This window comes from Rhodopirellula sp. P2, assembly GCF_028768465.1.
In the GTDB taxonomy this organism is placed as follows: Bacteria; Planctomycetota; Planctomycetia; order Pirellulales; family Pirellulaceae; genus Rhodopirellula.
In genome coordinates this window covers 920913-943574 of record NZ_CP118225.1, presented here as the reverse complement: position 1 = coordinate 943574, position 22662 = coordinate 920913, and the positions used below count along the sequence as shown (strand labels likewise).

The 22662-nt window shown below is 57.2% G+C and carries 19 protein-coding genes; 14 read left to right on the top strand and 5 right to left on the bottom strand.

What is annotated here, in order from left to right; translation table 11 throughout:
• Position 1: 1 nt before the first annotated feature.
• Entirely contained in the window at positions 2–1312 is a 1311-nt protein-coding gene (locus PSR62_RS03310; RefSeq protein WP_274406406.1) for a DUF4912 domain-containing protein, read from the bottom strand.
• Between the two features lie 393 nt (positions 1313–1705).
• Here PSR62_RS03310 and PSR62_RS03305 point away from each other — a divergent pair, with 393 nt between their 5' ends.
• The 10 genes from PSR62_RS03305 (at position 1706) to PSR62_RS03260 (ending at position 10138) form a co-directional block, all read left to right on the top strand.
• Entirely contained in the window at positions 1706–1942 is a 237-nt protein-coding gene (locus PSR62_RS03305; protein ID WP_274406405.1) for an AtpZ/AtpI family protein, read from the top strand.
• A gap of 238 nt (positions 1943–2180) precedes the next feature.
• Positions 2181–2627: a hypothetical protein gene (locus tag PSR62_RS03300; RefSeq protein ID WP_274406404.1), complete on the top strand. Its 447-nt coding sequence runs from the start codon at positions 2181–2183 to the stop codon at positions 2625–2627.
• Positions 2628–2653: 26 nt separating this feature from the next.
• Positions 2654–3703: a F0F1 ATP synthase subunit A gene (gene atpB, locus PSR62_RS03295; protein ID WP_274406403.1), complete on the top strand. Its 1050-nt coding sequence runs from the start codon at positions 2654–2656 to the stop codon at positions 3701–3703.
• A 256-nt stretch (positions 3704–3959) separates the two neighbouring features.
• Entirely contained in the window at positions 3960–4217 is a 258-nt protein-coding gene (gene atpE / locus PSR62_RS03290) for an ATP synthase F0 subunit C (RefSeq protein ID WP_007327179.1), read from the top strand.
• 10 nt (positions 4218–4227) lie between these two features.
• Complete coding sequence (atpF, locus tag PSR62_RS03285; RefSeq protein ID WP_274406402.1) at positions 4228–4956, top strand: F0F1 ATP synthase subunit B; 729 nt, start codon at positions 4228–4230, stop codon at positions 4954–4956.
• Positions 4957–4966: 10 nt separating this feature from the next.
• Positions 4967–5650 (top strand): ATP synthase F1 subunit delta, encoded by a 684-nt coding sequence (atpH, locus tag PSR62_RS03280; RefSeq protein ID WP_443217352.1) that lies wholly within the window; start codon positions 4967–4969, stop codon positions 5648–5650.
• A gap of 73 nt (positions 5651–5723) precedes the next feature.
• Positions 5724–7247, top strand: coding sequence for a F0F1 ATP synthase subunit alpha (gene atpA, locus PSR62_RS03275; protein ID WP_274406400.1), 1524 nt, complete (start codon positions 5724–5726; stop codon positions 7245–7247).
• A 21-nt stretch (positions 7248–7268) separates the two neighbouring features.
• A complete protein-coding gene (gene atpG, locus PSR62_RS03270) occupies positions 7269–8159 on the top strand; it encodes an ATP synthase F1 subunit gamma (protein ID WP_274406399.1) in 891 nt (296 codons plus the stop codon).
• A gap of 149 nt (positions 8160–8308) precedes the next feature.
• Entirely contained in the window at positions 8309–9748 is a 1440-nt protein-coding gene (atpD, locus tag PSR62_RS03265; RefSeq protein ID WP_274406398.1) for a F0F1 ATP synthase subunit beta, read from the top strand.
• 3 nt (positions 9749–9751) lie between these two features.
• Complete coding sequence (locus tag PSR62_RS03260; protein ID WP_274406397.1) at positions 9752–10138, top strand: F0F1 ATP synthase subunit epsilon; 387 nt, start codon at positions 9752–9754, stop codon at positions 10136–10138.
• Positions 10139–11353: 1215 nt separating this feature from the next.
• Here PSR62_RS03260 and PSR62_RS03255 read toward each other — a convergent pair.
• On the bottom strand, positions 11354–12694 hold the full coding sequence (locus tag PSR62_RS03255) for an ATPase, T2SS/T4P/T4SS family (protein WP_274406396.1): 1341 nt from the start codon (positions 12692–12694) through the stop codon (positions 11354–11356).
• A complete protein-coding gene (locus PSR62_RS03250) occupies positions 12695–13897 on the bottom strand; it encodes a type IV pilus twitching motility protein PilT (protein WP_274406395.1) in 1203 nt (400 codons plus the stop codon).
• A gap of 260 nt (positions 13898–14157) precedes the next feature.
• Between PSR62_RS03250 and PSR62_RS03245 the strand changes: the two genes are divergently transcribed.
• Positions 14158–15429, top strand: coding sequence for a thymidine phosphorylase (locus PSR62_RS03245; protein ID WP_274406394.1), 1272 nt, complete (start codon positions 14158–14160; stop codon positions 15427–15429).
• A gap of 15 nt (positions 15430–15444) precedes the next feature.
• On the opposite strand, the gene PSR62_RS03240 is transcribed toward PSR62_RS03245, so the two are convergent.
• Positions 15445–16767 (bottom strand): tetratricopeptide repeat protein, encoded by a 1323-nt coding sequence (locus tag PSR62_RS03240; RefSeq protein WP_274406393.1) that lies wholly within the window; start codon positions 16765–16767, stop codon positions 15445–15447.
• Entirely contained in the window at positions 16764–18407 is a 1644-nt protein-coding gene (locus PSR62_RS03235) for an FG-GAP repeat domain-containing protein (protein ID WP_274406392.1), read from the bottom strand. Before PSR62_RS03235 ends, PSR62_RS03240 begins: the two co-directional genes overlap by 4 nt.
• Before the next feature lie 218 nt (positions 18408–18625).
• Here PSR62_RS03235 and PSR62_RS03230 point away from each other — a divergent pair, with 218 nt between their 5' ends.
• The 3 genes from PSR62_RS03230 to PSR62_RS03220 all read left to right on the top strand — a co-directional run bounded on the left by PSR62_RS03230 (position 18626) and on the right by PSR62_RS03220 (position 22582).
• Positions 18626–20197: a sulfatase family protein gene (locus PSR62_RS03230; RefSeq protein ID WP_274406391.1), complete on the top strand. Its 1572-nt coding sequence runs from the start codon at positions 18626–18628 to the stop codon at positions 20195–20197.
• Between the two features lie 112 nt (positions 20198–20309).
• On the top strand, positions 20310–20855 hold the full coding sequence (locus tag PSR62_RS03225) for a cysteine hydrolase family protein (RefSeq protein ID WP_274406390.1): 546 nt from the start codon (positions 20310–20312) through the stop codon (positions 20853–20855).
• 155 nt (positions 20856–21010) lie between these two features.
• Positions 21011–22582: a DUF1559 domain-containing protein gene (locus tag PSR62_RS03220; protein WP_443217351.1), complete on the top strand. Its 1572-nt coding sequence runs from the start codon at positions 21011–21013 to the stop codon at positions 22580–22582.
• The last annotated feature ends 80 nt before the right edge of the window (positions 22583–22662 follow it).

The window sequence follows — 22662 nt, the reverse complement described above, 5'->3', positions numbered from 1 at the left end:
CTCAGTTGTTCTCTTGAAGTTCGACGGTGTCCATGACCTTGGTGTTTCGCTCGATCGCGATCACGGTGGTGCGTTGGCGAAGACCATCGCGTGTTTCAGCCGTCACGGGAAGCACCTGACGTTTGTCGGGGAATTCCATGCGGACGGTGAAAGCACCATCGTTTTGAAGTTTGACGGGATGCCCGCCCACCATCACCGATGCCGTGGGGTCGGCTTTCCCGAACACGATCAGTTCGGCTTCGACGTCCAGTCGCAGTTTGGTTTGACGCAGCAGCGAGGGGTCGCCGGTGGTCGAGCCGGAATCGTTGCGATGGGGCATTTTTCGTTGCAGACGATCTTCGAAGACTTCTCGCAGGTCGTTGCTGCGGGATTCGTAACCGCCGCTGAGAGCGTAGATTCGCTCGTAGTCTTCGGCGATGTCCTGCCAGTGTTCATCGAGGCGTTGGCAATCGCCGGGGACCGGGGTTTCGACCACGTTGCTGCGGCACAGGCAGTGGAATTCGCCGTTGCTGGCCAAGTACCCGATGGCGACGCGGAATCGCGACGGTGGGTCTTGGACGTCGACGTACCAATTGCTGACGCCGCCGTGCACCGTGATGTCACGAGCGACTGTTTCAGCGCTGTTGCTGGTCACGTCGCCAACGGCCAATAAACGCAGGGTTGGAACGGCGGTGTGCCATTTTTCGGCCATCGCTGATTGGGCGCGTTGGACGCTGGTTTGGGTGATTTCCCAACTGGCCTGCAGCCAAAAAGCGTCGCGAACGACCAGGACGATGCGATCTTTGTGAGGAGCAGCTGCACGATGGCGTTGGGCACCATCGGTGACCGCGGAACCGGCAACCAGGGTTCCGGTTGAGAGGTCTTTGTGCTTTTGGACCAATTCGCGGCGGCGACGCATTTCAGCCCGAATGCGTTCGGTTTTGGCCGAAATTTTGGGTTCGGTCAGGTCCGTCATGGGGGCGTCGGGACGTGATCGCACGGTTGTTTTGGGTTTGCTGGTGGCCGCTTTGCGAGCCGGTGATTTCGCGGATGTCTTGCTGGCCGCGGTGGAGCGAGGTTTCTTGGCTGTCGCAGAAACTCTGGTTTCACTCGTTTTGGCAGTGCTTTTGGCTTTCGCAGAACCACCACCGGCCCCCGCCCGGCTCTTCTTTGCCTCGCTGGAGGCCTTCCGGCGGAGACGCTGCTGGGCCTTTTTGATCTCGCTGATCAAATCGTCCTTCCGCATCGAGTGCAAGCCTGTGATCCCGTAGTTCTTGGCGATTTCAGCCAATTCACGACGGGTTTGTGACGGTAGATCAACAGTACTAATCAAGGCGGGCTCCTCGAGATGAACGCCTAGCCGATCTTCCCAACTCAAGGGCAACGAGGCGTGAATGGTTGATTTGAGGCAACAGATGGATGCCGTTGTGCACCCACCCATACCGCTGTGGAAGGAGGCAAAATCGGTTAGTGAACGCACCTTAACGGGGGAATCCGCTGCCCAACTATTATGGCAAGGGGATGCTCATTGTTCTAGTGTCCGATTGTTGAAAAGCCGGATTGAGAAGCGAAAAGCCGGATCCTCGGATGACAAAAACCCTCTGATCCTCCAATCTTTGCAATCGTTTGAGCGATCAAGCGATTGCATCGCGAGTGCGATCAACTTCGCGACATTGTATCTCGCCGAGCGCGACAATCGAGCAAACAGCTCACAGGAGGGGTGTGTATGAATGATCCAAAGCAGCGAAAAGAGGACCCGTCGAACACGCAGCCGATGCTGCGGTTGGCCTCGGCAGGGTTTGAACTGGCCTCCTTCCCACTCATTCTGGGGGCAATTGGGTATTATTGGCTGGATCCGTGGATGGGGTTCGAGACCCCGTTCATCGCAATCGCCGGCGTTCTGGTCGGGTTCTGCCTGGGGTTCTACCGGCTGATTCTGATGGTGAATCAGCTTCCGTCGTGAAACCAGCGTTCGGAACGTGTGCCGGACACTCCCTCTCGAACTCTCTCTGGGAGGTCGAGCGACGCCGTTCAGGCGGAAGTTCAGGGAGGGGGACTGGCGTGAGAAGCGGACTGCCCTCCCCTGGAAATCTCGCAGAACACTCGTTTTCCGGCCCCTCCCGTTGCCAACGGGCGGGGTTCGCAAGATGTTACGAGCAAGGTATTTAAAAGCCACACGACCTCTTTGCAGACAGTGACCTTTGACGCGACGAAATCAGCACGGAGTCATTCTGATCACGGTGGTGGCGATCACGCTGGCGTGGTTGTTGGTGTGCGTGCTGATTGCGTTGGGGAAATGGGCAGAGGGCCAACTTTTTGGTGATTTGACCTGGGGCATTGTGTCGCTGGTCAGTCCCTGGGCGGTGTGGCGGAAGCTGGCAATCGCCAGTTGGGCGATTTCGTTGGCATCGGTCTTTCCGCGGTTGATGTCGGTTCAAATCAGTGCCGATCGGTGGTTGGCGACGCAAGGCTTTTTGGCTGGGATGCTGATTCGGATCGTAGGGACCGTTGCTTTGTTTTTGGCCAGTAGTTATTACTTGGACGCTCCCGAGACTTGGTCCGCCGCCTGGGTGCTGTTTTGGCACGTTGGTTTGTTGTCGGTCGAAGTCGTTGTGATCGCACGGCTCGCTCGCCGTGACGTTGCCTGAAATCATCCCGACCCAATCCAACTGTCATGTTGCCATTTTTAGCCGCAGCTGGTCACGACCCGACCGATCACGCGATCCCGCACGCGTTGCATGATTCGCCGTTGCTCAAGATCCCATTTGGTGGCGAAGGCACCGACGTTCCCGCGTTGGGCGTTCGGGATGGCTTCTACGAATTTTTCATCACCAATCACTTGATGATGTCCGCCATGGTGGGTTTGTTGCTGATCATCACGGGCGTGTTGTGCTCGCGAAAAATCAGCATCTTTCATGGCGAAGGTTTGGGCCGTTATCAAACACGCGGCCGGCTGTCGCAATTGTTTGAGACGATCTGCGCGTTCATTCGCGACGAGGTCGCTTACCCGAACTTGCACGGGCTGACCGACAAATACATTCACTACATTTGGACGGTGTTCTTCTTCATCCTGTTTGCCAACATTTTGGGCGTGATCCCGTTTGGCTACATGTTGCAGTTGATCACAGGAAACCAAGCGTTTTCGCATTGGGGTGGCAGTGCCACTGGGAACTTGTCGTTGACCAGCGTGTTGGCGATGACCTCCTTGATCGCGATCATTTTCATCGGGATTCGCGAAACCAGCGCCAAAGACTTTTTCAATCACTTCAACCCGATTGGCTGGGATGGCGGCATCATGATGTTGCCCATCGCCTTGATGCTGTACGTGCTCGAGTGGCTCAGTTTGCTGGTCAAGTGCTTCGTGCTTGCCATGCGGTTGTTCGGCACGATGATGGCGGGTCACTTGGTGCTCGCCGCTTTCGTCGGTCTGATCTTCGCGGCGGGTGCTGCGAGTGACGGGATGGCTTATGCGGTCAGTGTGCCTGTGGTTTTGGTCGCGACATCGCTGACCTTGTTGGAGTTGTTTGTGTGCTGCTTGCAGGCTTTCATCTTCACGTTCCTGACGGTGCTGTTCATCGCCGCGATGGCCACGCATGAGCATGATGAGCAGTTGGACCATGACCCCAACGCGATGACGGACGCCAACCAGATGGACCCGGACAAGATTTTTGATCCCAGCCGTATCAGTCCTGCTGTGGGTGCAAGTCATCCAGCGGGTGCTTGATCGGTTGGGTGGACTGGAAAGCGATGTGGCATTTTGTCGCTCGCTTTCGAGGCTTGGAGCACAGGAAACTGCCCCAGGTCGGCAAACTGTTTGATTCACGCCGTCAGGCGATTGGGAGTGGAAGCTTTTTCCACTCCTTTCTGACGAAACTGCAGCAGGGTGGCATGACGGTTCGACTTGGTTGGACTATTCTTCGGCACTCAAAAAACACCTTTCCCCTTTCACTCGCTCAAAATTTTTACGGAGCAATCTGAAGATGTTAGAACTGGCAATGATGTTGGCCCAAGAAATCGCTTCCTACGACTTCGGCCGCATGGGTCTGGGGATCGGAATCGGATTGATCATTATCGGTGCCGCTTTGGGCATTGGTCGCATTGGTGGCAGTGCTGTCGACGCAATGTCGCGTCAGCCTGAAGCCGGTGGACGGATTCAAACCGCGATGATCATCGCGGCGGCACTGATCGAAGGTGCAACCGTCATCGCGTTGGTGTTCATTCTGTTGTGCCGCGGCTAGGTCGAAATTGATGAAACGCTTGCTTGCAATTAGCTCGCTCACTTTGCTGGCCTCGTTGGTGCTGTTGGTGGTTTCACCGGCAGGATCCTTGGCAGCACAAGATGAAGTGACCGTGGTGGACGCTCATGCGGACGCGGCGAACAGCGAAGGTGGCGATCATGACCATGATCACGAAAGTGATGACCATGGGCACGATGAAGCCGCCGGAGACGAACATGGTCATGGCGAAGAAGACCATGCGACGACTCCGTTGTTGTCGTTTGACGTCGGGTCGGCCATTTGGAACCTGATCATCTTCCTGTGTGTCTTGGCGATTCTGTCCAAATTCGTTTGGCCAGCCGTCTTGGGCGGTTTGCAGGCTCGCGAAGAAAAGATTCGCGAAGATTTGGAATCGGCTGAAAAGGCCAGTGCGGAAGCGAAGCAGATGCTGAGCGATTACCAACTGAAGTTGGATGAGGCCACCGGCCAAGTTCAAAGCATGTTGGCAGATGCTCGTCGCGACGCGGAAGCCAACGGACAGAAAATTGTCGATGCTGCCAAAGTGGAAGCGGCTGCTCAACGCGAGCGTGCTTTGTCGGACATCGAGAACGCTAAGAAAGTTGCGATGGCTGAAATGGCCGGACAAACGTCCAAGTTGGCCATGCAAGTTGCTCGCAGTGTTGTTGGTCGCGAATTGTCGGCTGATGACCATGCGGATTTGATTCGTCAATCGATGGAACGGCTACCCAGCCAAAACTAACGCCGTTGACGTGGTCAAACTTCCTTCCCTGAAATTCCTACGACGCTCAACCGACGAGACCCCCAACGTGTCCGAAACCGCCTCGCATTCCACCGTCCTTGACGTCGGCGCCGAACAACTCGGCAAGACCTACGCTCGGGCGTTGCTCGCTGCGACTCAAGCGGATGGATCCACCGATGCGGTCGTCAGTGACTTGAATGCGATTTGTGACGAAGCCTTGTTGCACAGCCCCAAGCTGCAACTGGCGTTTGAATCGCCTCAAATCGACGCTGCCGAAAAGTGCCGGGTGGTGGACCGTTTGTTTGGTGGAAATAGTCATCCCCTCTTGATCAAGTTGATGAAGGTGATGGCCAAACGTGGTCGGCTCGGTTACTTGGTCGCGGTTCGAGATGCTGCAGTCGACTTGTTTGACGAAGCGGCTGGCCGACTCGTCGCAGAAGTTCGCACGGCGGTTCCATTGACGGAACAGCTTCGTGGGGAAGTCACCCAACAGCTTTCAACCCGATTTGGGAAAACCGTTCGCCTCCGAGAGTCCGTCGACACGGACTTGGTCGGTGGGATGGTGATCCGAGTCGGTGACACGGTCTTCGATTCGTCGGTGGCCAGCCGATTGGACAAACTTGGGAAGTCCGCCGCGGCTGGTTTCGCCCGCCAGTTGCTGGAACATTCGGATCGATTCAGTTCATCATCGTGATCAACACCTCTGCTGAACGCCCTCCTCAAACCATTTACGCACAAACCACCATCGGAAAACACGGTACGGTCCAGTGAAATTCAATAGCGACGAGATCGCCTCTGTCTTGCAGGCCGAGATCGAACAATTCGATAACAAAATTGACGTCCGAGAAGTCGGAACGGTCTTGGAAGTTGGTGACGGGATCGCTCGCGTGTACGGCCTGTCCGGCGTCATGGCTGGCGAGATGGTCGAGTTTGCCAACGGCTCGATCGGACTGGCTTTCAACTTGGAAGAAAACAGCGTCGGGGTCATCATTCTTGGTGAGTACCTGACGATTGAAGAAGGTCAAGAAGTCAAAGCTTTGGGCACGCTGTTGTCCGTTCCTGCGGGCGACGCGGTCATCGGCCGTGTGCTCGATCCACTCGGGAACCCGTTGGACGGCAAAGGCCCCGTGCAAACCGACATCACACGCCCGGTGGAAATCATCGCGACGGGTGTTGCGGAACGCAAACCGGTCACCGAGCCTCTGCAAACCGGGATCAAGGCCATCGACTCGATGACCCCGATCGGTCGCGGTCAACGCGAACTGATCATTGGTGACCGCAAGACCGGAAAGACCGCCATCGCGATCGATGCGATCCTGAACCAAAAGGGTCAGGGCGTGAAGTGTTTCTACATCGCCATCGGACAAAAGGACTCCGCCGTTGCTTCGGTCGTCGATGTCCTCGAACGTCACGGTGCGATGGAGTACACCACCGTCATCGCCGCTGGTGCGAGTGCTCCTGCTCCGTTGCAGTACATCGCTCCCTATGCCGGCACCGCGATGGCTGAACACTTCATGTTCAATGGCGGGCACGCGTTGGTCGTCTACGATGACTTGTCCAAGCAAGCCACGGCGTATCGCCAAATGTCCTTGCTGATGCGTCGCCCACCAGGCCGCGAAGCTTACCCCGGGGACGTTTTCTACTGTCACAGTCGTTTGCTCGAACGTTCATCGAAGTTGTCCGATGAGCTGGGTGGCGGATCGATCACCAGCCTTCCAATCATCGAAACCCTGGAAGGGGAAGTCTCGGCTTACATCCCAACCAACGTGATTTCGATCACCGACGGCCAGATCTACGTTCAGCCTGACTTGTTCTTCTCGGGCGTTCGCCCCGCCATGAACCCCGGGATCAGTGTTTCTCGCGTGGGTGGTGCGGCTCAAACCAAGGCCATGAAGAAGGTTTCCGGCGGTTTGCGTCTGCAACTGGCCGCCTTCCGTGCTTTGGAAGCGTTTGCCCAACTGGGGACGGACTTGGATCCTGCGACCCAAGCCGAACTGGATCGTGGTTATCGCATGGTCGAGTTGCTGAAACAGCCGCAGTACCAACCGTTGTCGGTTGCTGAGCAAGTTGTCAGCATTTACGCCGGCACCAACGGACACCTCGATGACGTCGCTGTCAAAGAAGTGCAGCGGTTCGAGAAGGAGTTCCTGCAGTACGTCCATGACAAGCACTCTTCGTTGATCAGCGATCTGACTGCGACGCCAACCCTGAGCGATGAGATTGCCGAACGCATTGTTGCGGCGATCAAAGAGTTCAAGACTGTCTACAAACCCGCCACCCCTGCAGCCTAAACCCGAAAGGCGGATTGATTCATGGCCAACGCACGTGCCCTCGATAAACGACGCAAGTCGATTCGCAACATCCGCAAGATCACGCGGACGATGGAGCTGATCGCAACGGCTCGGTACAAAAAAGCAATGGACCGCGCAGCAGCGGCCACGGCTTACACCGAGCAGATCACCAAAATCGTCTCGCGCCTCGCGGATGCCGGGTTGGACGTGCAGCACCCGCTGTTGGAACAACGCGAGAAGATCAACACCACTCGGGTTCTGGTTTTGGCCAGCAACCGTGGGTTGTGCGGTGGTTACAACGCGTCCGTTTTGCGGACCGCACTGCCCCGTATCAAAATGCTTCGTGAGTCGATTCCGAACGTCATCATCGATGCCAGCGGTAAACGCGGTGTCAACGGGTTGAAGTTCCGCGGGATTGAAACGGACCAGCAGTTCCTGCAGTTCGAAGATCAGCCAGCTTACGACGATGTCGAGAAGATTGCGGAAGGTTACTTGGCCGAATACATCACCGGTAAAATCGATCGGTTGGATGTCGTTTACACCAAGTTCATCAGCACGTCGAAGCAACAGACTGTGATCGAGACGTTGCTGCCGCTTGGTTCGCTGGGCGATGAATCGGAGTCCGTCTCGGGTGGCCCCGACGAAAGCAATGCGGAATACGAATTCCTTCCCTCGGCCGAAAGCATCTTGGAAGAAGTTGTTCCGACCAGTTTCAAAGTCAAGTTGTTCAAGTGCTTCCTGGATTCGGCCGTCAGCGAGCAAGTCGCTCGAATGATCGCGATGAAGGGAGCCACCGAGAGTGCTGGCGACATGATCAAGCAGTTGTCGATGACCTACAACCGAGCCCGTCAGAGTCAGATCACCGGCGAAATCATGGAAATCATCGGTGGTGTCGAAGCCCTGGAAGGCTAATGCCTGCGGGCCAATCAAGAGCTTCTAGCGACTTGCCACTAGCTTTTTGAGACACCGATTTTGAAATGACCAACCGACCAAGCAAACACACCACCCCATTCAATCTTTAAGCTAACTGCTAGTAGCTAACCGCTAGGAGCTTCTCCCCCATGTCCACTGCAACCGCCACCGGCCGCGTCACTCAAGTCATCGGCTCGACCTTTGATGCCGAGTTTCCTGAAGGTCAACTGCCAAAGATCTACAACGCTTTGACAATTCAAAGCGAGCACAAAGGGGTCACCATTGACTTGACCGGCGAAGTGCAACAGCACCTCGGTGGTGGGCGTGTTCGTGCGATTGCTTTGGGTTCGACCGAAGGCATGATGCGGGGCATGGACGTGGTCGATACCGGCAGCCCGGTTTCGGTTCCTGTCGGAAAAGCAACGCTGGGCCGCGTCTTCAACGTGCTCGGTAAACCGATCGACAAACGGGGCGACGTGGAAGCGGACGATTACTGGCCGATTCACCGTCAAGCACCGCCTCTCAACGAACTGTCGACGAACACGGAACTGTTCGAAACGGGCATCAAGGTCGTTGACCTTTTGACCCCCTTCGTTCGTGGTGGGAAAGCTGGTTTGTTCGGTGGTGCCGGTCTGGGCAAGACCGTGATTCTGACGGAATTGATCGCTCGGATCGCATCCAGCCACGGTGGTTATTCGGTCTTCGCCGGTGTGGGTGAACGGACCCGTGAAGGCACCGACCTGTGGTTGGAAATGCAAGAAACTGAGATCGGTTCGACCGGTCGCAACGTGATCGAGCAAACCTGCATGGTGTTCGGTCAGATGAACGAGCCACCAGGTTCGCGTCTTCGTGTTGCCCTGTCAGCACTGACGATGGCGGAATACTTCCGCGACACGACCGGTGCGGACACGTTGTTGTTTGTCGACAACATTTTCCGCTTCTCGCAAGCGGGTTCGGAAGTGTCAGCACTTCTGGGACGGATGCCATCGGCTGTGGGTTACCAGCCCACGCTGGCAACCGAAATGGGTGCTCTGCAAGAACGAATCACCTCGACCAAACAAGGTGCGATCACCTCGGTGCAAGCCGTTTACGTTCCTGCCGATGACCCGACTGACCCTGCCCCCGCAACGGCGTTCGGTCAGCTTGACGCGTTCATCTACCTCGAACGTTCGATCTCGGAAAAAGGGATTTATCCCGCCATCGACCCGTTGGCTTCGAACTCGCGGATTTTGGACCCTCAGTACGTTGGCGACCGTCACTACACGATCGCCCGTCGCGTTCAAACGATCCTGCAACGTTACCGCGAACTGCAAGACATCATCGCGATTCTCGGTGTCGACGAACTCAGCGAAGAGGACAAGACCATCGTTCACCGCGCACGTCGCATCGAACGATTCCTGTCGCAACCCTTCCTCGTGGCGGAAGTCTTCATCGGCAAACCCGGTGAGATCACGTCCCTCGAAGACACGATTCGCAGCTTCGAAGGAATCTGTGATGGCAAGTACGATCACTTGCCCGAGCAAGCGTTCATGTACGTCGGTGCGATCGAGCAAGCCGAAGAGCAAGCCAAGAAGATGGAGTCCAAGTAACCGATGTCCATTCGATGTGTCGTCGTCACCCCCGAACGAACGGAATTGGATCGGGAAGCTGACTTTGTAGCCTTGCCCATGTTCGATGGCGAACTGGGTGTGCAAGGTGGTCGTGCACCGATGATTGGCCGTCTCGGCTACGGTGTGTTGCGTTTGCAAACGGTCAGCGGGCCCGAACGTTATTTCGTCGACGGCGGTTTCGCCCAAGTCGAAGATGATGTCGTGAACGTTTTGACTAGCCGAGCGATCCCAGTCGATTTGCTCGACAATGACGAAGCCACCAAGACCTTGGCGGAAGCACTGGACATGCCCAGCAGCACTCCCGAGCAAGCTCAAATCAAAGACGCCGCTGTGCGTCGAGCTCGCGGGCAACTGCGAGCCAGCCGCTAAGCTTCCCAACCGCGTCGAATCAGAAACAACATCGACACGTCAGTTCTTGCTGACGTGTTTTTGTTTGCGCCGAGTTGGACAGCTGAATCGTTGCGGTCCAATTTGACCAGCCTCGCCGGATCATGGTTGGCACTGTCCGGTTCCAGTCGGTGGGCGGCGGTTTGCAACCGCGACCTCGGGTTGAAACCCGAGGCTGACCATTGTCACCGCTCCGCGGTTGTTGGTGCTCATCCCTACACGCACAACCAGTCGCGGAGCGACGGCAGCCGAAAGCCTTGGGTTTTCAACCCAAGGTCATTCGTCGACACCCAGGCCCCCAAGTCGCGGAGCGACGACAGTTGTTTGCCGCGCCGTCGCCAGGCGATCCCCCGTTTCACGTCCCCGTGCGATGGTTATCGAAACCGAGCGACCCAAGCGTCTGGCCCGAACACTTTCGGAGGTCGGCATGGAGGCATCCATGTGGAGTGACCTGGTAAGGGACTGGCAAAGGGCTTGCCCGTATGGTGCCACCCACCAAACCTTGACTCAGGAGGCTCCTGCCTCCTGTACGCGGCAGGCTAGCAGGCAGAGCCTGCCGTGCATTGCGTTCCCAGGCAGGAGCCTGGTACGAGCGAGTATCACCTTGTGCCCAGGCTCTGCCTGGGAACACATCGTCTTGGAGGCTCCTGCCTCCGTACGCGGCGGGCTAGCAGGCGGAGCCTGCGGTGCATTGCGTTCCCAGGCGGGAGCCTGGGTACGAGCGAGGACCACCTTGTGCCCAGGCTCTGCCTGGGAACACATCGTCTTGGAGGCTCCTGCCTCCGTGCGCGGCGGGCTAGCAGGCAGAGCCTGCGGTGCATTGCGTTCCCAGGCAGGAGCCTGGGTCCGAGCGAGGACCACCTTGTTCCCAGGCTCTGCCTGGGAACACATCGTCTTGGAGGCTCCTGCCTCCGTACGCGGCGGGCTAGCAGGCGGAGCCTGCGGTGCATGGCGTTCCCAGGCGGGAGCCTGGGTACAAGCGAGGACCACCTTGTGCCTAAGCTCTGCCTGGTTGGGCGGTTCACCGGTCCGGGGCCTGACGACCGCGGCAAGGGGTCGGTCGACCGACCCTTCGGGCCTTGTTGAGTGGCACGAAGGTGAATGGCGCCATGCAGAGTCCGTAACTCCGCTGCGACACGGCCTACGAAGGGTGGAGCAGCTTGTGCAAATGGGGAGCTACGTGTCCGGAATGGCGGACTAGCGTTTGGCGAAGGCTCGTTTGAGTTCGTCGAGGCTGGTCAATCCGCGGGCGACCGTGAGGACGGCTTCGGATTGGACGGGGCGGAAGCCTTCGGATTTCGCGATCGCGGTCAATTGCCCGGCGTCCTGCGTCTTGGCCAAGGCGGCTTTGAGTTGCGGTCCTGGAGTCAGCATTTCGTACAGCCCGATGCGACCGTGGTAGCCACGTGAGTTGCAGACGGGGCACGGGGTGATCGGTGCGGGCCGGCCGCTTTCGTCGACTTGCTGTTCGATCGGTGGCGGGATGAACGGTTTGTAGAGCAACGGGACTCGACCCGCCGGGATTCCAAGTTGAGCGAGCAACTTCGGTGGCGGTTCGAATCCGACTTTGCAGTTGTCGCACAAGCGACGAACCAGTCTCTGATGAATCACGCAGCCGATGTTTTCGGCGATCAATTTGCGGCATTCTGGGTAGCGTCCCACGAACGTCAGCAAGGCTTGCATGGCGCCCTCGGCTGCCATCCGGTGGATGACTTGTCGATCCGCCTCGACGACTTGTTCGAGCGCGATTTGCAGCGATTCAGGTTGTGGAGGGTTGGGGAACATCAGCACGTCAGGTTCGCGAAGAACCATCCGTTTGACCATCTCCAGTTCGGTTTTCCCGGTGTCGCCTCCGAACAAGTTCGGTGAGATATTGATGATCTCAGGGTCGGGCGATTCCGCGGGTTCAAACGATTGGAAGTCGCGGACCAACCGGTCGGCGGCGCTGATGGCGACGTTCCAGAAGGTCGAGACGCCTTCGCTCTTCTTGGCTGTGATCAGGACGATATTTCCCGAACCGTTCAGTTTCTCTTTGAACTGTTCAATCATTTTGTCTCGCATCCCGAGGTCGGCCAATTTACTGAATGGCATTTCCTCTGCTTCGAGACGGCAGATCACGCGTTCGCCGGTGGGCACGCCTTGCGATTGGACGTTGAATTGGTACTTGTCCTTGACCAGTTTGACCTGCATGCCGCCCTTTTGGCTGCCGCGACGATCCGCTGGGTTCATCAAGCACAGCTGTTTCAGGGCATACAGCATCGCGTCGCCGCTTTCGCGATCCAGCGGTGGGAGTTGTTCCCAGGCCCCGTCGATCTGATAGCGAATCGCACAGGCGGACTTGGAGAAGTCCATCAGAATGTGGGTGGCTCGCGAGGCGATCGCGTGCGCAATTTGGCCGCCGGCGATGGCATTGCCAGCGCCTTGGCGGGTGCTGATCAGCAACGCTTGCAGTTCGTTGTTGTCTTTGACCCGAGGAACAAATTCAACGGGAGCGACGGTTTGCCAGAGTTGGACTTCTTCGTTGGATTGCTTGGCCACTTACAGGATTCCTGGTGCTTTCACGTCGATGCCCTTGAGCGCCATCTTCAGCGCGTCTTTGTTCGGAGCGACTGCAAATGCCGTCGGCCGATCAATCAATTCGTCGTCGATCAGTTGTTTCAAACTCATGGTGAAGTCTTGCATGCCGTCTTCGGCACCGATGCGAATGGCATCGGGTAGTTTGCTGTCTTGGCCTTCGAGGACCAGTTTGCGAATCATCGGCGAGAACGTCATCACTTCGCAGGTGGGCACACGTGAGACGCCGGGCTTGATGCTCCGGAGCAGTTTCTGGGCGACGATGCCTTTCATGTTGAAGGCGATGGCGCTGCGGATTGCCCCGTGCATTTCTTCGGGGAACAAGTCCAGGATCCGGCCGATGCAGGTCGACGCACTCGCGGCGTGGATCGTTCCGAAGACCAAGTGACCGGTTTCAGCGGCGTGAATCGCGGTCATGAACGTTTCTTCGTCGCGAAGCTCACCGACCAGAATGATGTCGGGGTCTTCCCGCACAGCGTGCTTCATTCCAACTGAAAAGTTAACCACATCTTGGCCGACTTCTCGTTGGTTGATCAGCGATTTGTCTTCCGTGAAGATGAATTCGATTGGGTCTTCGAGCGTCAGAATGTGTTTGCGGTAGATGCTGTTGATGTAGTTCAGCATCGAACCGATCGTCGTGCTTTTTCCCGAACCGGTGACCCCGGCCAGCAGGACCATGCCCTGGTCATAGTGGCACAGGTTTTCGATGGAATCCGGAAGGAACAGACCGCGAAAATCGGGGATGAAGTTGCTGATCCGACGGGCGACCAGGCCGATGTTGCCCAGCGATTTCAGCATGTTGATCCGGAACCGCCAGCGGACTCCGTCGACGTCGATTTGGTACGAAAAGTCAGCCCCGCCTTCTTCTTCGAAGATGACCAGGTTGCGTTCGTCCATCATCGGGAGTAGCAATCGCACCATTTCTTCGGCTTCGATCGGTCCCCGATTGAGCGGTTTGAGTTCACCACCAACTCGGACCAAGGGAGGCTGGCCGACTTTCAAGTGGAGGTCGGAACCTTCGAGTTTGACCAGGGCCCGGAAGATCTTATCGACTTCCAGTTCCTTCTTTTCCTGGAGCAAACTGCTTTTCAGCCGCGCTGCAACCGCATCGGGTGACATATCGCGGGGGGGGCCTGCGGGAACGGATTTCGCTGCGCCGTGTGCCATACGTTTGTTCTCGCGTGACCGGGGAATGTTCGCCCAATCGGCGAAATCTCCCGTGAATCGGAGGAAGGAGGAAAAGAATCTTCAAGTCGAACTCAGGCCTTAGCTTAGTCGATCGAGGGCAATTGTCGAAAGACAAGCCAGATGTTTGTAGGATGTCCCCCGGTGGTTTTCCACTGGGCCTCGGTGGATCTCCTCTGCGTCCCGTGCTTGCCTCCTCTGACACACTTCTCTTCCCTCGTCTTTCTCAAGGCAAGCCTCGGATGCTGACGGCCAATTTGATCCGGATCAAGCGGGATGGAGGGGTGCTGGACCCCGACCAGTGGCGTTTTCTGATCGAGGGCTACTGCAATGGCCAAGTCACCGATTACCAGATGTCAGCCCTGGCGATGGCAATCTACTTTCGCGGATTGACCCGACGTGAAACGGCGGCGTTGACCCGCTGCATGGTCGACAGTGGTGAACGCTTGCCTCGCGTGAATGATCGTCCTCGCGTCGATAAACACAGCACCGGAGGACTGGGCGACAAGGTTTCCCTGATCCTGGCTCCGCTGCTGGCATGCTGCGACGTGGATGTGCCGATGATCAGTGGTCGCGGACTGGGGCGAACCGGCGGGACGCTCGACAAATTGGAAGCCATTGAGGGTTACGAGACTCAACTGACGATCGACCAATCCAGTCGAGTCCTGAAGGACGTGGGATGCTTCATCGTGGGAGCGACCGAGTCCATCGCCCCGGCGGACCGTCGGTTGTACGGGCTGCGCGACGTGACTGGGACGGTCGAATCCGTGGGGCTGATCACGGCCAGCATCCTCAGCAAAAAGCTGGCCGCCAATTTGGATGCGTTGGTGATGGATGTGAAAGTCGGGGCGGCAGGGTTCATGCCGACAATCGAACAGGCGTCTGAGTTGGCGGAATCCTTGCAAGACGTCGGTGCGGAATCCGGACTGCCTACCCTTCCCCTGTTGTCCGACATGGATCAACCGCTCGGACGAGCCATCGGAAACGCGATCGAGGTCAACGAGTCGCTCGACGTGCTCGGTGGTGGTGGTCCGCAAGAGGTGCGAGCGTTGACGTTGCGATTGTCAGCCGAACTGTTGGTGGCAACGAAGCAGGCCAGCGATTTGCGAGCGGCCGAGGGATTGCTCGCCAGCAAACTGGATTCGGGCGACGCGATGCAGCGGTTTGAGCGAATGGTGCATGAACAAGGTGGCAAGCTTCCCGGGCATTTGCCGCTGGGCCGGCGAAGCGAACACGTGGCCGAACGATCGGGTTGGGTCGAATCGATCGACTGTCCCGCGATCGGTGACGCGATCATCTCAATGGGAGGAGGCCGCCGTCAAACGACCGACTCAGTGGATCCGTCCGTCGGAATCGACCTGCACGTTCGCATCGGTGATCGCGTCGACGCCGGCCAGCCCGTGTGGACGGTGTATGAAGGTCCGAAGCCCTGCCCGCCCATCACGCCGGTTCGGTTGTCGGAAACAACCGTGCCCGCTCGGCCATTGATTCTTCAGAGAAGTCGCAACGCCTGAATCGGATGGTGGTGGTCAGTTGCTGTACCGGGCGGCTTGTTCAAAGTTGCCGGAGTTCTCGTAGAACTGCTGGTAACCACGTCGCACGCGAGGCGATCGAGGTTGCAAGGAGGCGGCCATGTCCAACCAAGGTTTTGCGTCATCCCATTTGAAACGCAAGTAGGTTTCCGCCAACTGCATGTAGAACTCGGGATCGGGCGGGCGATTGCCCCGCTTGCGTTCGGCTTCCAAGAGCTGGTTCAGTTCACGGCGGGCCTTCAAGTACTGGTTGATCCAGTCGTTGGCCTGGGAAACGTTTCCGCGAAGCGTTTCGCCGGTGGCCATCAAATAGTTCAGCGAGATGTCATCGGGGAATCGACCCAGAATCGGTTTCAGGGTTTCCAGGATTTGATCGCCCTGTCCGTGCAAGGCATGCATGTTGGCCAGGGAGTACCGAATCGCGAAATCGTCTTCGAAGTTTGCAAGCAAGCTTTCGAACTGGTCTTCCGCCTCGTCGATGCGTCCTTGTTCTTGCAAGATCAACGCGCGAATGAATCGGGACGCATGAAGTTGTTCTCCGTTGATCGAGACACGATCGCCGGCCGGGACGTGCGGTGAAAGGGTGGCGATCACCGACTCAAAACCGGCCAATGCAGCATCGAAGTTTCGCTGTGAGTACTGATGCTGGGCCAATCGAAAACGGGCTGTCACATGTTCGGGGTTCTCGCGGACGGCATCTCCCAGCAGTTTGCCCGATTGTTCCATGTCTTCGTGCTCCTGGGCGATCAAGGACGCCAGCACGCCGGCCGATGCATCGTGGGGATCCCGCTCTCGCCACACCTCGATGACTTTGGCTGCGCTGTCGTGGTCTCCGCCTACGATGTGGCCCATGGCGATGGCGGCCAAGTCGTCCGTGGTCAAGTTGGAGTCGTCGTGCCGCTGGGCACGTGAATCCAGTTTCCCACTTTGCCACTTCAGCCGTGACTTCATCGCGGAGGCAACCGCTGGGTCCGCGCCGATGTTCTCGGCCGCAACGATCGCGGCGAGTGCTTCGTCATCGTAACCTTGCTGCCCCAAAATCCGCGCCTTGGCCAATGTCACCTTGGCGGTCGATGCCCACCAGCGTTCGGCTGATTCGAGTGACTCGGTTGCGGCGGCATAGTTGGTGTTGTCAAGCTGGGCTTCGTAGCGATGCCAGTGCAAGCGAGCTGGCAACGTCAACGCGATCAGCAGACCCACCAGACAGGCCGCGATCGTGAAAAGGACTGGTTTGCGATACCGCGTTGTGGAGGAAGAAACAACAGGGGCGGTCGCAGGTGGAGTTGTTCGTCGGCGACGATTGTGTTTGGAGGAACTCATTCGGTGGGTTCCTTCAACGTGTTCCCGCGATTGATCCAGACGACCAGAGGCTGAACAGCATCAAAGGCCATGACCGACTGTGGCACCAACAGATCTTCGTAGCCATCGCCATTCCAATCCACGACTTCCATGGTCGCTGCTTGGCAACGATTCATTTCCAGCGTGTGACGTTGGAACGTGAAGGTGGCATCTTTCGAAGCCTTGCCCTTGTTTTCAAACCACACCAATCCATCAAACGAGTCCGCTGGATAGCGTTCGATTTCTTGTTTGCCCAGCCACGACGTGGCTGCGATGTCCAGGTCACCGTCGTGGTCGAAGTCGCCGGTCGCGGCGTGGTAGCAACCTGGCATGGTTGCCACCTCGTGGCGTGTCAGCGGGAAAGAGCCTTTGTTCTCAAGCCACCAAATGCCGTGGTAGGGTTTTGCCAAGGAGTCATCGAACGTGTCGCCGTTGGTCGCCAACACATCCCAGTCACCGTCTTGATCGAAGTCGATGATTTCCATGCTGCTCGAACCGTAGGCCGGGTTGGGGGCTTGATGCAGCACGATGGTTTCATACGTACCGTCGCCCTGGTTGCGGTGAAACTGGATCGCTTCGTAGTGCTGTGTCAGGAGCGTGAGGAAGTCTTGCTTGCCATCCTGATCAAAGTCCAAGACTTCAATCGTGATGATGCCCGGTCGCTCATCCAGAGTCTGCCACTCAAACTGCGGAATGCCTGTTTGGGGATCGATGCCTTGGTTCAAACCCAGGTGCAGGCCGCCTTCGAAGTGCAGGCCAAAGTCGCCGACCAAGATGTCTTGGTCCCCATCGTCGTCGTAGTCGATCGGCCGCGCATCGGCGACACGTGACATGGCCAGTCGCAACGGGATTCGTTCGTAGTCCAGTCCGGACGTGTTGTCCGAATGGGAGTTGCCGGCGTCAGCTTGGACCGGTCGCAGCCACCACACGTTGCCTTCGTGTTCCGTCTGAGGGTTGTGAGTTCCCAGGTCGGCCACCAGGAAATCCAGTTGCCCATCGCCATCCAAGTCTGATTCCGCCACGTGGGATGCATGAGCGACGGAAGCCAACGGTTTCACTTTGATTTGCTCGACGCTTGGTTGCTTCGCCACGAATTTCGCGACGGTGCCGATCCACATGTCGGTCAGTGCCATCACCGGGTTTTGATCCTCGTCTGGCAGCCTCAAGAGGCTAGAAACGGCGCTGATGGCTGGCTTCCCGGGCCACTCGATGACGTGTCGTTCAAAGCGGTTGTCCGGCGTTCGGGTTGGAACAGGCATGTCCCATTTTGGAGGCGATGAATCGCGGTAGTACGCCAGGGTGGCGTCACGATCGGTCGGCACCAAATCGTCACGCAAGGATTCTCGGTACAGTCGAAACCCTTGGTCGACTTCCTCTTCCCAGCGATCCCATTCAAAGATCCCAGGGTCGGGCGACGCGTGGCAGTCACCGCAAAATGCCCGGATCGATTCCGGATCGGTTGGCCGAGCATGGGCGGGGCTGGCAACCAAGCGTTTGACGAGCTGTGGATCAACACTGTCACCGGTGTCGCAACCCGCCAAGCCGAAAATCGTGGCGGAGGACAACGCCACGAGGATTTGGGCTGGCAGCAAACGACAGAAAGGATGAGGAACGGGGGGCATGGATTGAGCGAGGTCCGTGAAACGGCTGATTCAAATGGCAACAAAGCAGACTGCTCATCTTAACGTGGCCTGGCAGGCTGTTGATTGAATCCGTTTCGAAGATTAGCCACCACACCCCCAAACATTTCGCAGTCCAGCGTTCGCCCTGGTTGTGCAAGGAAACCGCAGTGAACTCGAATTGGCTAGAGTAAAGCCTCCCCTTCCCTTTGAGAAACGCCATGTCATCCATCATTGTCGGTCTTGGATCCACGCTTGTTGCTGCGAGTCGTCGCGGTGGCCTCGCCTTTCGCTCGCGAATTCGGATGGGGTTGGCGATGGCGGTGACGGGTTGTTTGTTGTGGGGGGCCGTGTCGTCGGTTTCCAACGGTGCCCAACCGATGAACGTGTTGATCATTCAAACCGATGAGCACAACTTTCGAACCTTGGGGTGCTACCGAGACACGTTGCCGATCGAGGAAGCGGAGATTTGGGGCAACGGTGCCGTCGTGGAAACGCCCCACATCGATTCCATCGCGGCCCGCGGCGCCATCTGCACATCCTTTTACGCGACATCCCCCGTGTGCACGCCTTCGCGAGCCGCGTTCTTCACAGGACGGTACCCGCAGAACACCGGCGCCTATCAAAATGACCGGCCCCTTCGCGGCGACATGGTGACGTTTGCGGAAGTTCTTCGGCGTGAGGGTTACGCGACCGGCTACGCGGGCAAGTGGCATTTGGATGGGCCCGGGAAACCGCAGTGGGGACCTGAACGTCAGTTCGGTTTCACTGACAATCGGTTCATGTTCAATCGAGGGCACTGGAAGAAGTTTGATTTCCAAGACGGCCAACCGATCGTGGCAGCGACCAACAAGAACGGTCAACCGAGCTACGACCTAGCGGGTGCGGACGAGAAGACCTTCAGCACGGATTGGTTGTGTGATCGAGCGGCTGACTTCATTCGCGAAAATTCAGAGCAGCCCTTTTGTTACCACTTGTCGCTGCCGGATCCTCACGGCCCCAACACGGTTCGGGAACCGTACGACACGATGTACGAAGACATGGCCGTCCGACCGCCGATGACGTTCCAGCTGGAGGGGGAACAACCGGGGTGGTTGCCGACGACGAATCGCAACGCAGAACAACAGTTCAACGCCCGCGTGATGACACAGTACTTCGGAATGGTCCGTTGCATCGACGACAACGTTGGGAAGTTGTTGACTCTGTTGGAGGAGCTGAGTTTGACCGCACGAACCGTGGTGGTCTTCACTTCGGACCACGGGGACCTTTGTTACGAACACGGCCGACTGAACAAAGGCAATCCTTACGAAGGCAGTGCAAAGGTTCCCATGATCCTCGCCGCGCCCAGCTTTGTTCCGGCGGGATTGCGAATCGATCAAGCGATGGGCACCGTTGATTTCGCACCCACCCTGCTGTCATTGCTGGAGAAAGAAGTCCCGGATGGAACTCAGGGACGCAACCTTTCGGAATGGTTTCGGAAGCAGGAGTCGGGTGATGAGGAGCTTGATGGAGCCAGTGTCACGTTTTTGCGAGCCGCCTCGAGCAAGGCGGCTTGGGTCGCCGCGGTGACCGATCGCTACAAGCTGATTGTGTCGGCGGGTGATCGGCCCTGGTTGTTTGATTTGAAGGAGGACCCGCACGAAATCACCAATCACATCGGCAAACCGGAAAACCAAGCGATCGCCGCGAGGCTGGCGCAGTCCATGTTGCGGTACGGCGACCTCATGAAAGACCCTCAACTGACCGAGGGGAAACTGCGGGACGATTTGCTGAACTTGCAAATTCGTCCATGACAACGGTTCCACCTGCTCAACTCCGAAAATTTGCATTCAGGCAGCCGAAGTGCCATGATCTTCCCAAGGGTGTTTTTAAACCCCTCTTTTCTGATTTTAAAAAGGCAAACGAATGAAGCGAGCTTTGTTGGTCATCGATGTCCAGCGTGAATACTTCGATGGTGCATTTCCAATTCGACATCCCGTCGGGCACTTGGAATCAATCCTGGAAGTCATGGATCAAGCCCGAGACGCGAAGGTTCCCACGGCGGTGATTCGGCATCATCAACCTGATCCGGAATCGCCGGTGTTTCGCAAAGACAGCGAGATGTGGCAATTGCATCCCGAGGTCGAATCGCGGCACCGAGACGCGTTGATCGACAAGGCCTTGCCGGGGTCGTTTACCAACACAGACCTCGAAGATTTTCTGAAATCCAACGACATCGATACGGTCAGCATCGCGGGTTACATGACGCAGATCTGCTGCGACACGACGGCCCGGCAAGCCTTTCATCGTGGGTATCAGGTTGAGTTTCTAAGCGACGCGACGGGAACCTTGGACGTGTCAAACAAAGCTGGTTCCGTGACCGCGGAACAACTGCATGAGTCCATCTTGGTGGCGCAACAGATGTTCATTAGCGACGTGATCGATCGAAGTGAATGGTCGGGACGTTTGTAGGTCTCCTCCCCTTTTGAGATGAAGTCATGAGAACAACGCACTCCGCGAAAATAGTGGACGTGACTGCGATCGGTGTCGCGTCGATGGTGGGTCTGGTGTTATTAGCCGGCGTTGTCCCTCGGATGCGACAAAGTGCGCGACGGTCCACGTGCGAGATGAATCTCAAACAGGTGGGGCTCGCACTTCACAACTACCATTCTGCGTACCGAATGATGCCGATGGGATGCGGTGGAACTTCCTCTGGTAGTTCCGAAGAGCCGCTGTTGGGCAACGCGAATCGGTTGAGTCCGCTGGTGGCTTTGTCGCCGTTCATGGAACAGCAGGCCTTGTGGGAAAAGATTGCCAACCCATTGCAAGTGAACAGGGAAAGCTTCCCAGCGATGGGGCCGGTTCCTTGGTTTGATCCAGAAAAGTACACACCTTGGCGCCAGCGGCCCGAGGCATTGGTTTGCCCCGCTGATCCAACGGCAGAGGATTTTCCGACGGTTGCCAGTTACACCATCAACTATGGCGACGCGGTGATGAACGTGGGGGCCTCACCGCTCGAGGACATGCCGCCCTATGGCCGAACGCCGGGGGCTCTAAGAGGAATGTTCGGTTACCAAATGGTCTTTCGCTTTCGCGATGTGTTGGACGGTTTGTCCAACACGCTGTTGATGAGCGAAGCACGGATTGGCGGTGTCCGCGTTGCCAAAGACGTGTCCGGATTGATCGAACGACCGGCGGTTTGCATTGAAGTTCATGAGGACGATTCCACCGAGTTCTGGCCCGAGGGACGCGGAGCGTGTTGGGCGGATGGTTCGTTGTTGTCGATCGGCGTGCAAACCATTTTGCCGCCCAATTCGCCCTCCGCGACGTCGGAGAAAGGCGAACTCGAAGGCGTGATGTCAGCGTCCAGTCTGCACGACGGAGGAGTTCATGTGTTGATGGCAGATGGAGCCGTGCGATTCGCGAGCAACTCGATTGACGCCGGTGATCAGGATTCGCCCACCGTTGCAGAAGGTCATTTGGACAACGGCAAAACGCTTCCTCCGGGCAGTCCCAGTCCGTTTGGAGTTTGGGGAGGGATGGGGACACGTGCCTCGCAAGAAATTTTCGATCCGAACGTCCTGTCCGACCCGGTGCGTACCTTTTCGAAGGAAGAATTGGCTGAGTTCGCGAAGTTCGAACTGGAGACTTGGCATGCAGCCAAAGGCACCGGGAAGATTCAAGCTCGTCAGGTGGATTTGACTGACAAGGGAATCTTGGTCTTGATGTCCGAACAAGGTGACATTCGTCGATTAGGACTGTCAAAGTTCAGCAGCCAGGATGCGTACCGAGCAGTTGAAACCCATCAGCGACGCATGCAAGAGAAGACGAAGCTGCTGGTCGAGCATTTGTCGACTCAACTTGAATTGTTGGAAGACAAGCAGCTCGAGACATTCGTTCGTGAGTGGGTTGCGTTCAAGTATGACGAGCAGAGTGACAATCCTAAGGCTGTTTCGATGATGGCGAAATTGTTGAAACCACAGCGAGGTGCATTGATCACCCGATACGATCAAGTTCTTGAGATCGCGAGCACGGCAAATCCGGAGGGTCTCCGTGAACTGCAAGAGGCTCTCACAACAGGCAAGCGGTTCACTCGTGGTGTGGAATTGGAGTTTTTACACGGCCGTTGGAAGCTCGCCATTGATGGGCAGGTGATTCATGAGGCTAACCAGCCTGGGCCTTATGAACGCCGACAATGATCCGTTTCGCGGCCCTTGAATGGCTCCGATTGAGTGAACCGAGATACCGGCGTCAAGTTTGAAACTCAGTCACCCACCCA

Excerpts from the sequence above, each read along its gene's own strand:
- PSR62_RS03305 (WP_274406405.1), top strand. The coding sequence starts at position 1,706 with ATGAATGATCCAAAGCAGCGAAAAGAGGACCCGTCGAACACGCAGCCG.
- atpB (WP_274406403.1), top strand. The coding sequence starts at position 2,654 with ATGTTGCCATTTTTAGCCGCAGCTGGTCACGACCCGACCGATCACGCG.
- atpE (WP_007327179.1), top strand. The coding sequence starts at position 3,960 with ATGTTAGAACTGGCAATGATGTTGGCCCAAGAAATCGCTTCCTACGAC.
- atpF (WP_274406402.1), top strand. The coding sequence starts at position 4,228 with ATGAAACGCTTGCTTGCAATTAGCTCGCTCACTTTGCTGGCCTCGTTG.
- atpG (WP_274406399.1), top strand. The coding sequence starts at position 7,269 with ATGGCCAACGCACGTGCCCTCGATAAACGACGCAAGTCGATTCGCAAC.
- atpD (WP_274406398.1), top strand. The coding sequence starts at position 8,309 with ATGTCCACTGCAACCGCCACCGGCCGCGTCACTCAAGTCATCGGCTCG.
- PSR62_RS03260 (WP_274406397.1), top strand. The coding sequence starts at position 9,752 with ATGTCCATTCGATGTGTCGTCGTCACCCCCGAACGAACGGAATTGGAT.
- PSR62_RS03250 (WP_274406395.1), bottom strand. The coding sequence starts at position 13,897 with ATGGCACACGGCGCAGCGAAATCCGTTCCCGCAGGCCCCCCCCGCGAT.
- PSR62_RS03245 (WP_274406394.1), top strand. The coding sequence starts at position 14,158 with ATGCTGACGGCCAATTTGATCCGGATCAAGCGGGATGGAGGGGTGCTG.
- PSR62_RS03240 (WP_274406393.1), bottom strand. The coding sequence starts at position 16,767 with ATGAGTTCCTCCAAACACAATCGTCGCCGACGAACAACTCCACCTGCG.
- PSR62_RS03235 (WP_274406392.1), bottom strand. The coding sequence starts at position 18,407 with ATGCCCCCCGTTCCTCATCCTTTCTGTCGTTTGCTGCCAGCCCAAATC.
- PSR62_RS03230 (WP_274406391.1), top strand. The coding sequence starts at position 18,626 with ATGTCATCCATCATTGTCGGTCTTGGATCCACGCTTGTTGCTGCGAGT.
- PSR62_RS03225 (WP_274406390.1), top strand. The coding sequence starts at position 20,310 with ATGAAGCGAGCTTTGTTGGTCATCGATGTCCAGCGTGAATACTTCGAT.
- PSR62_RS03220 (WP_443217351.1), top strand. The coding sequence starts at position 21,011 with ATGAATCTCAAACAGGTGGGGCTCGCACTTCACAACTACCATTCTGCG.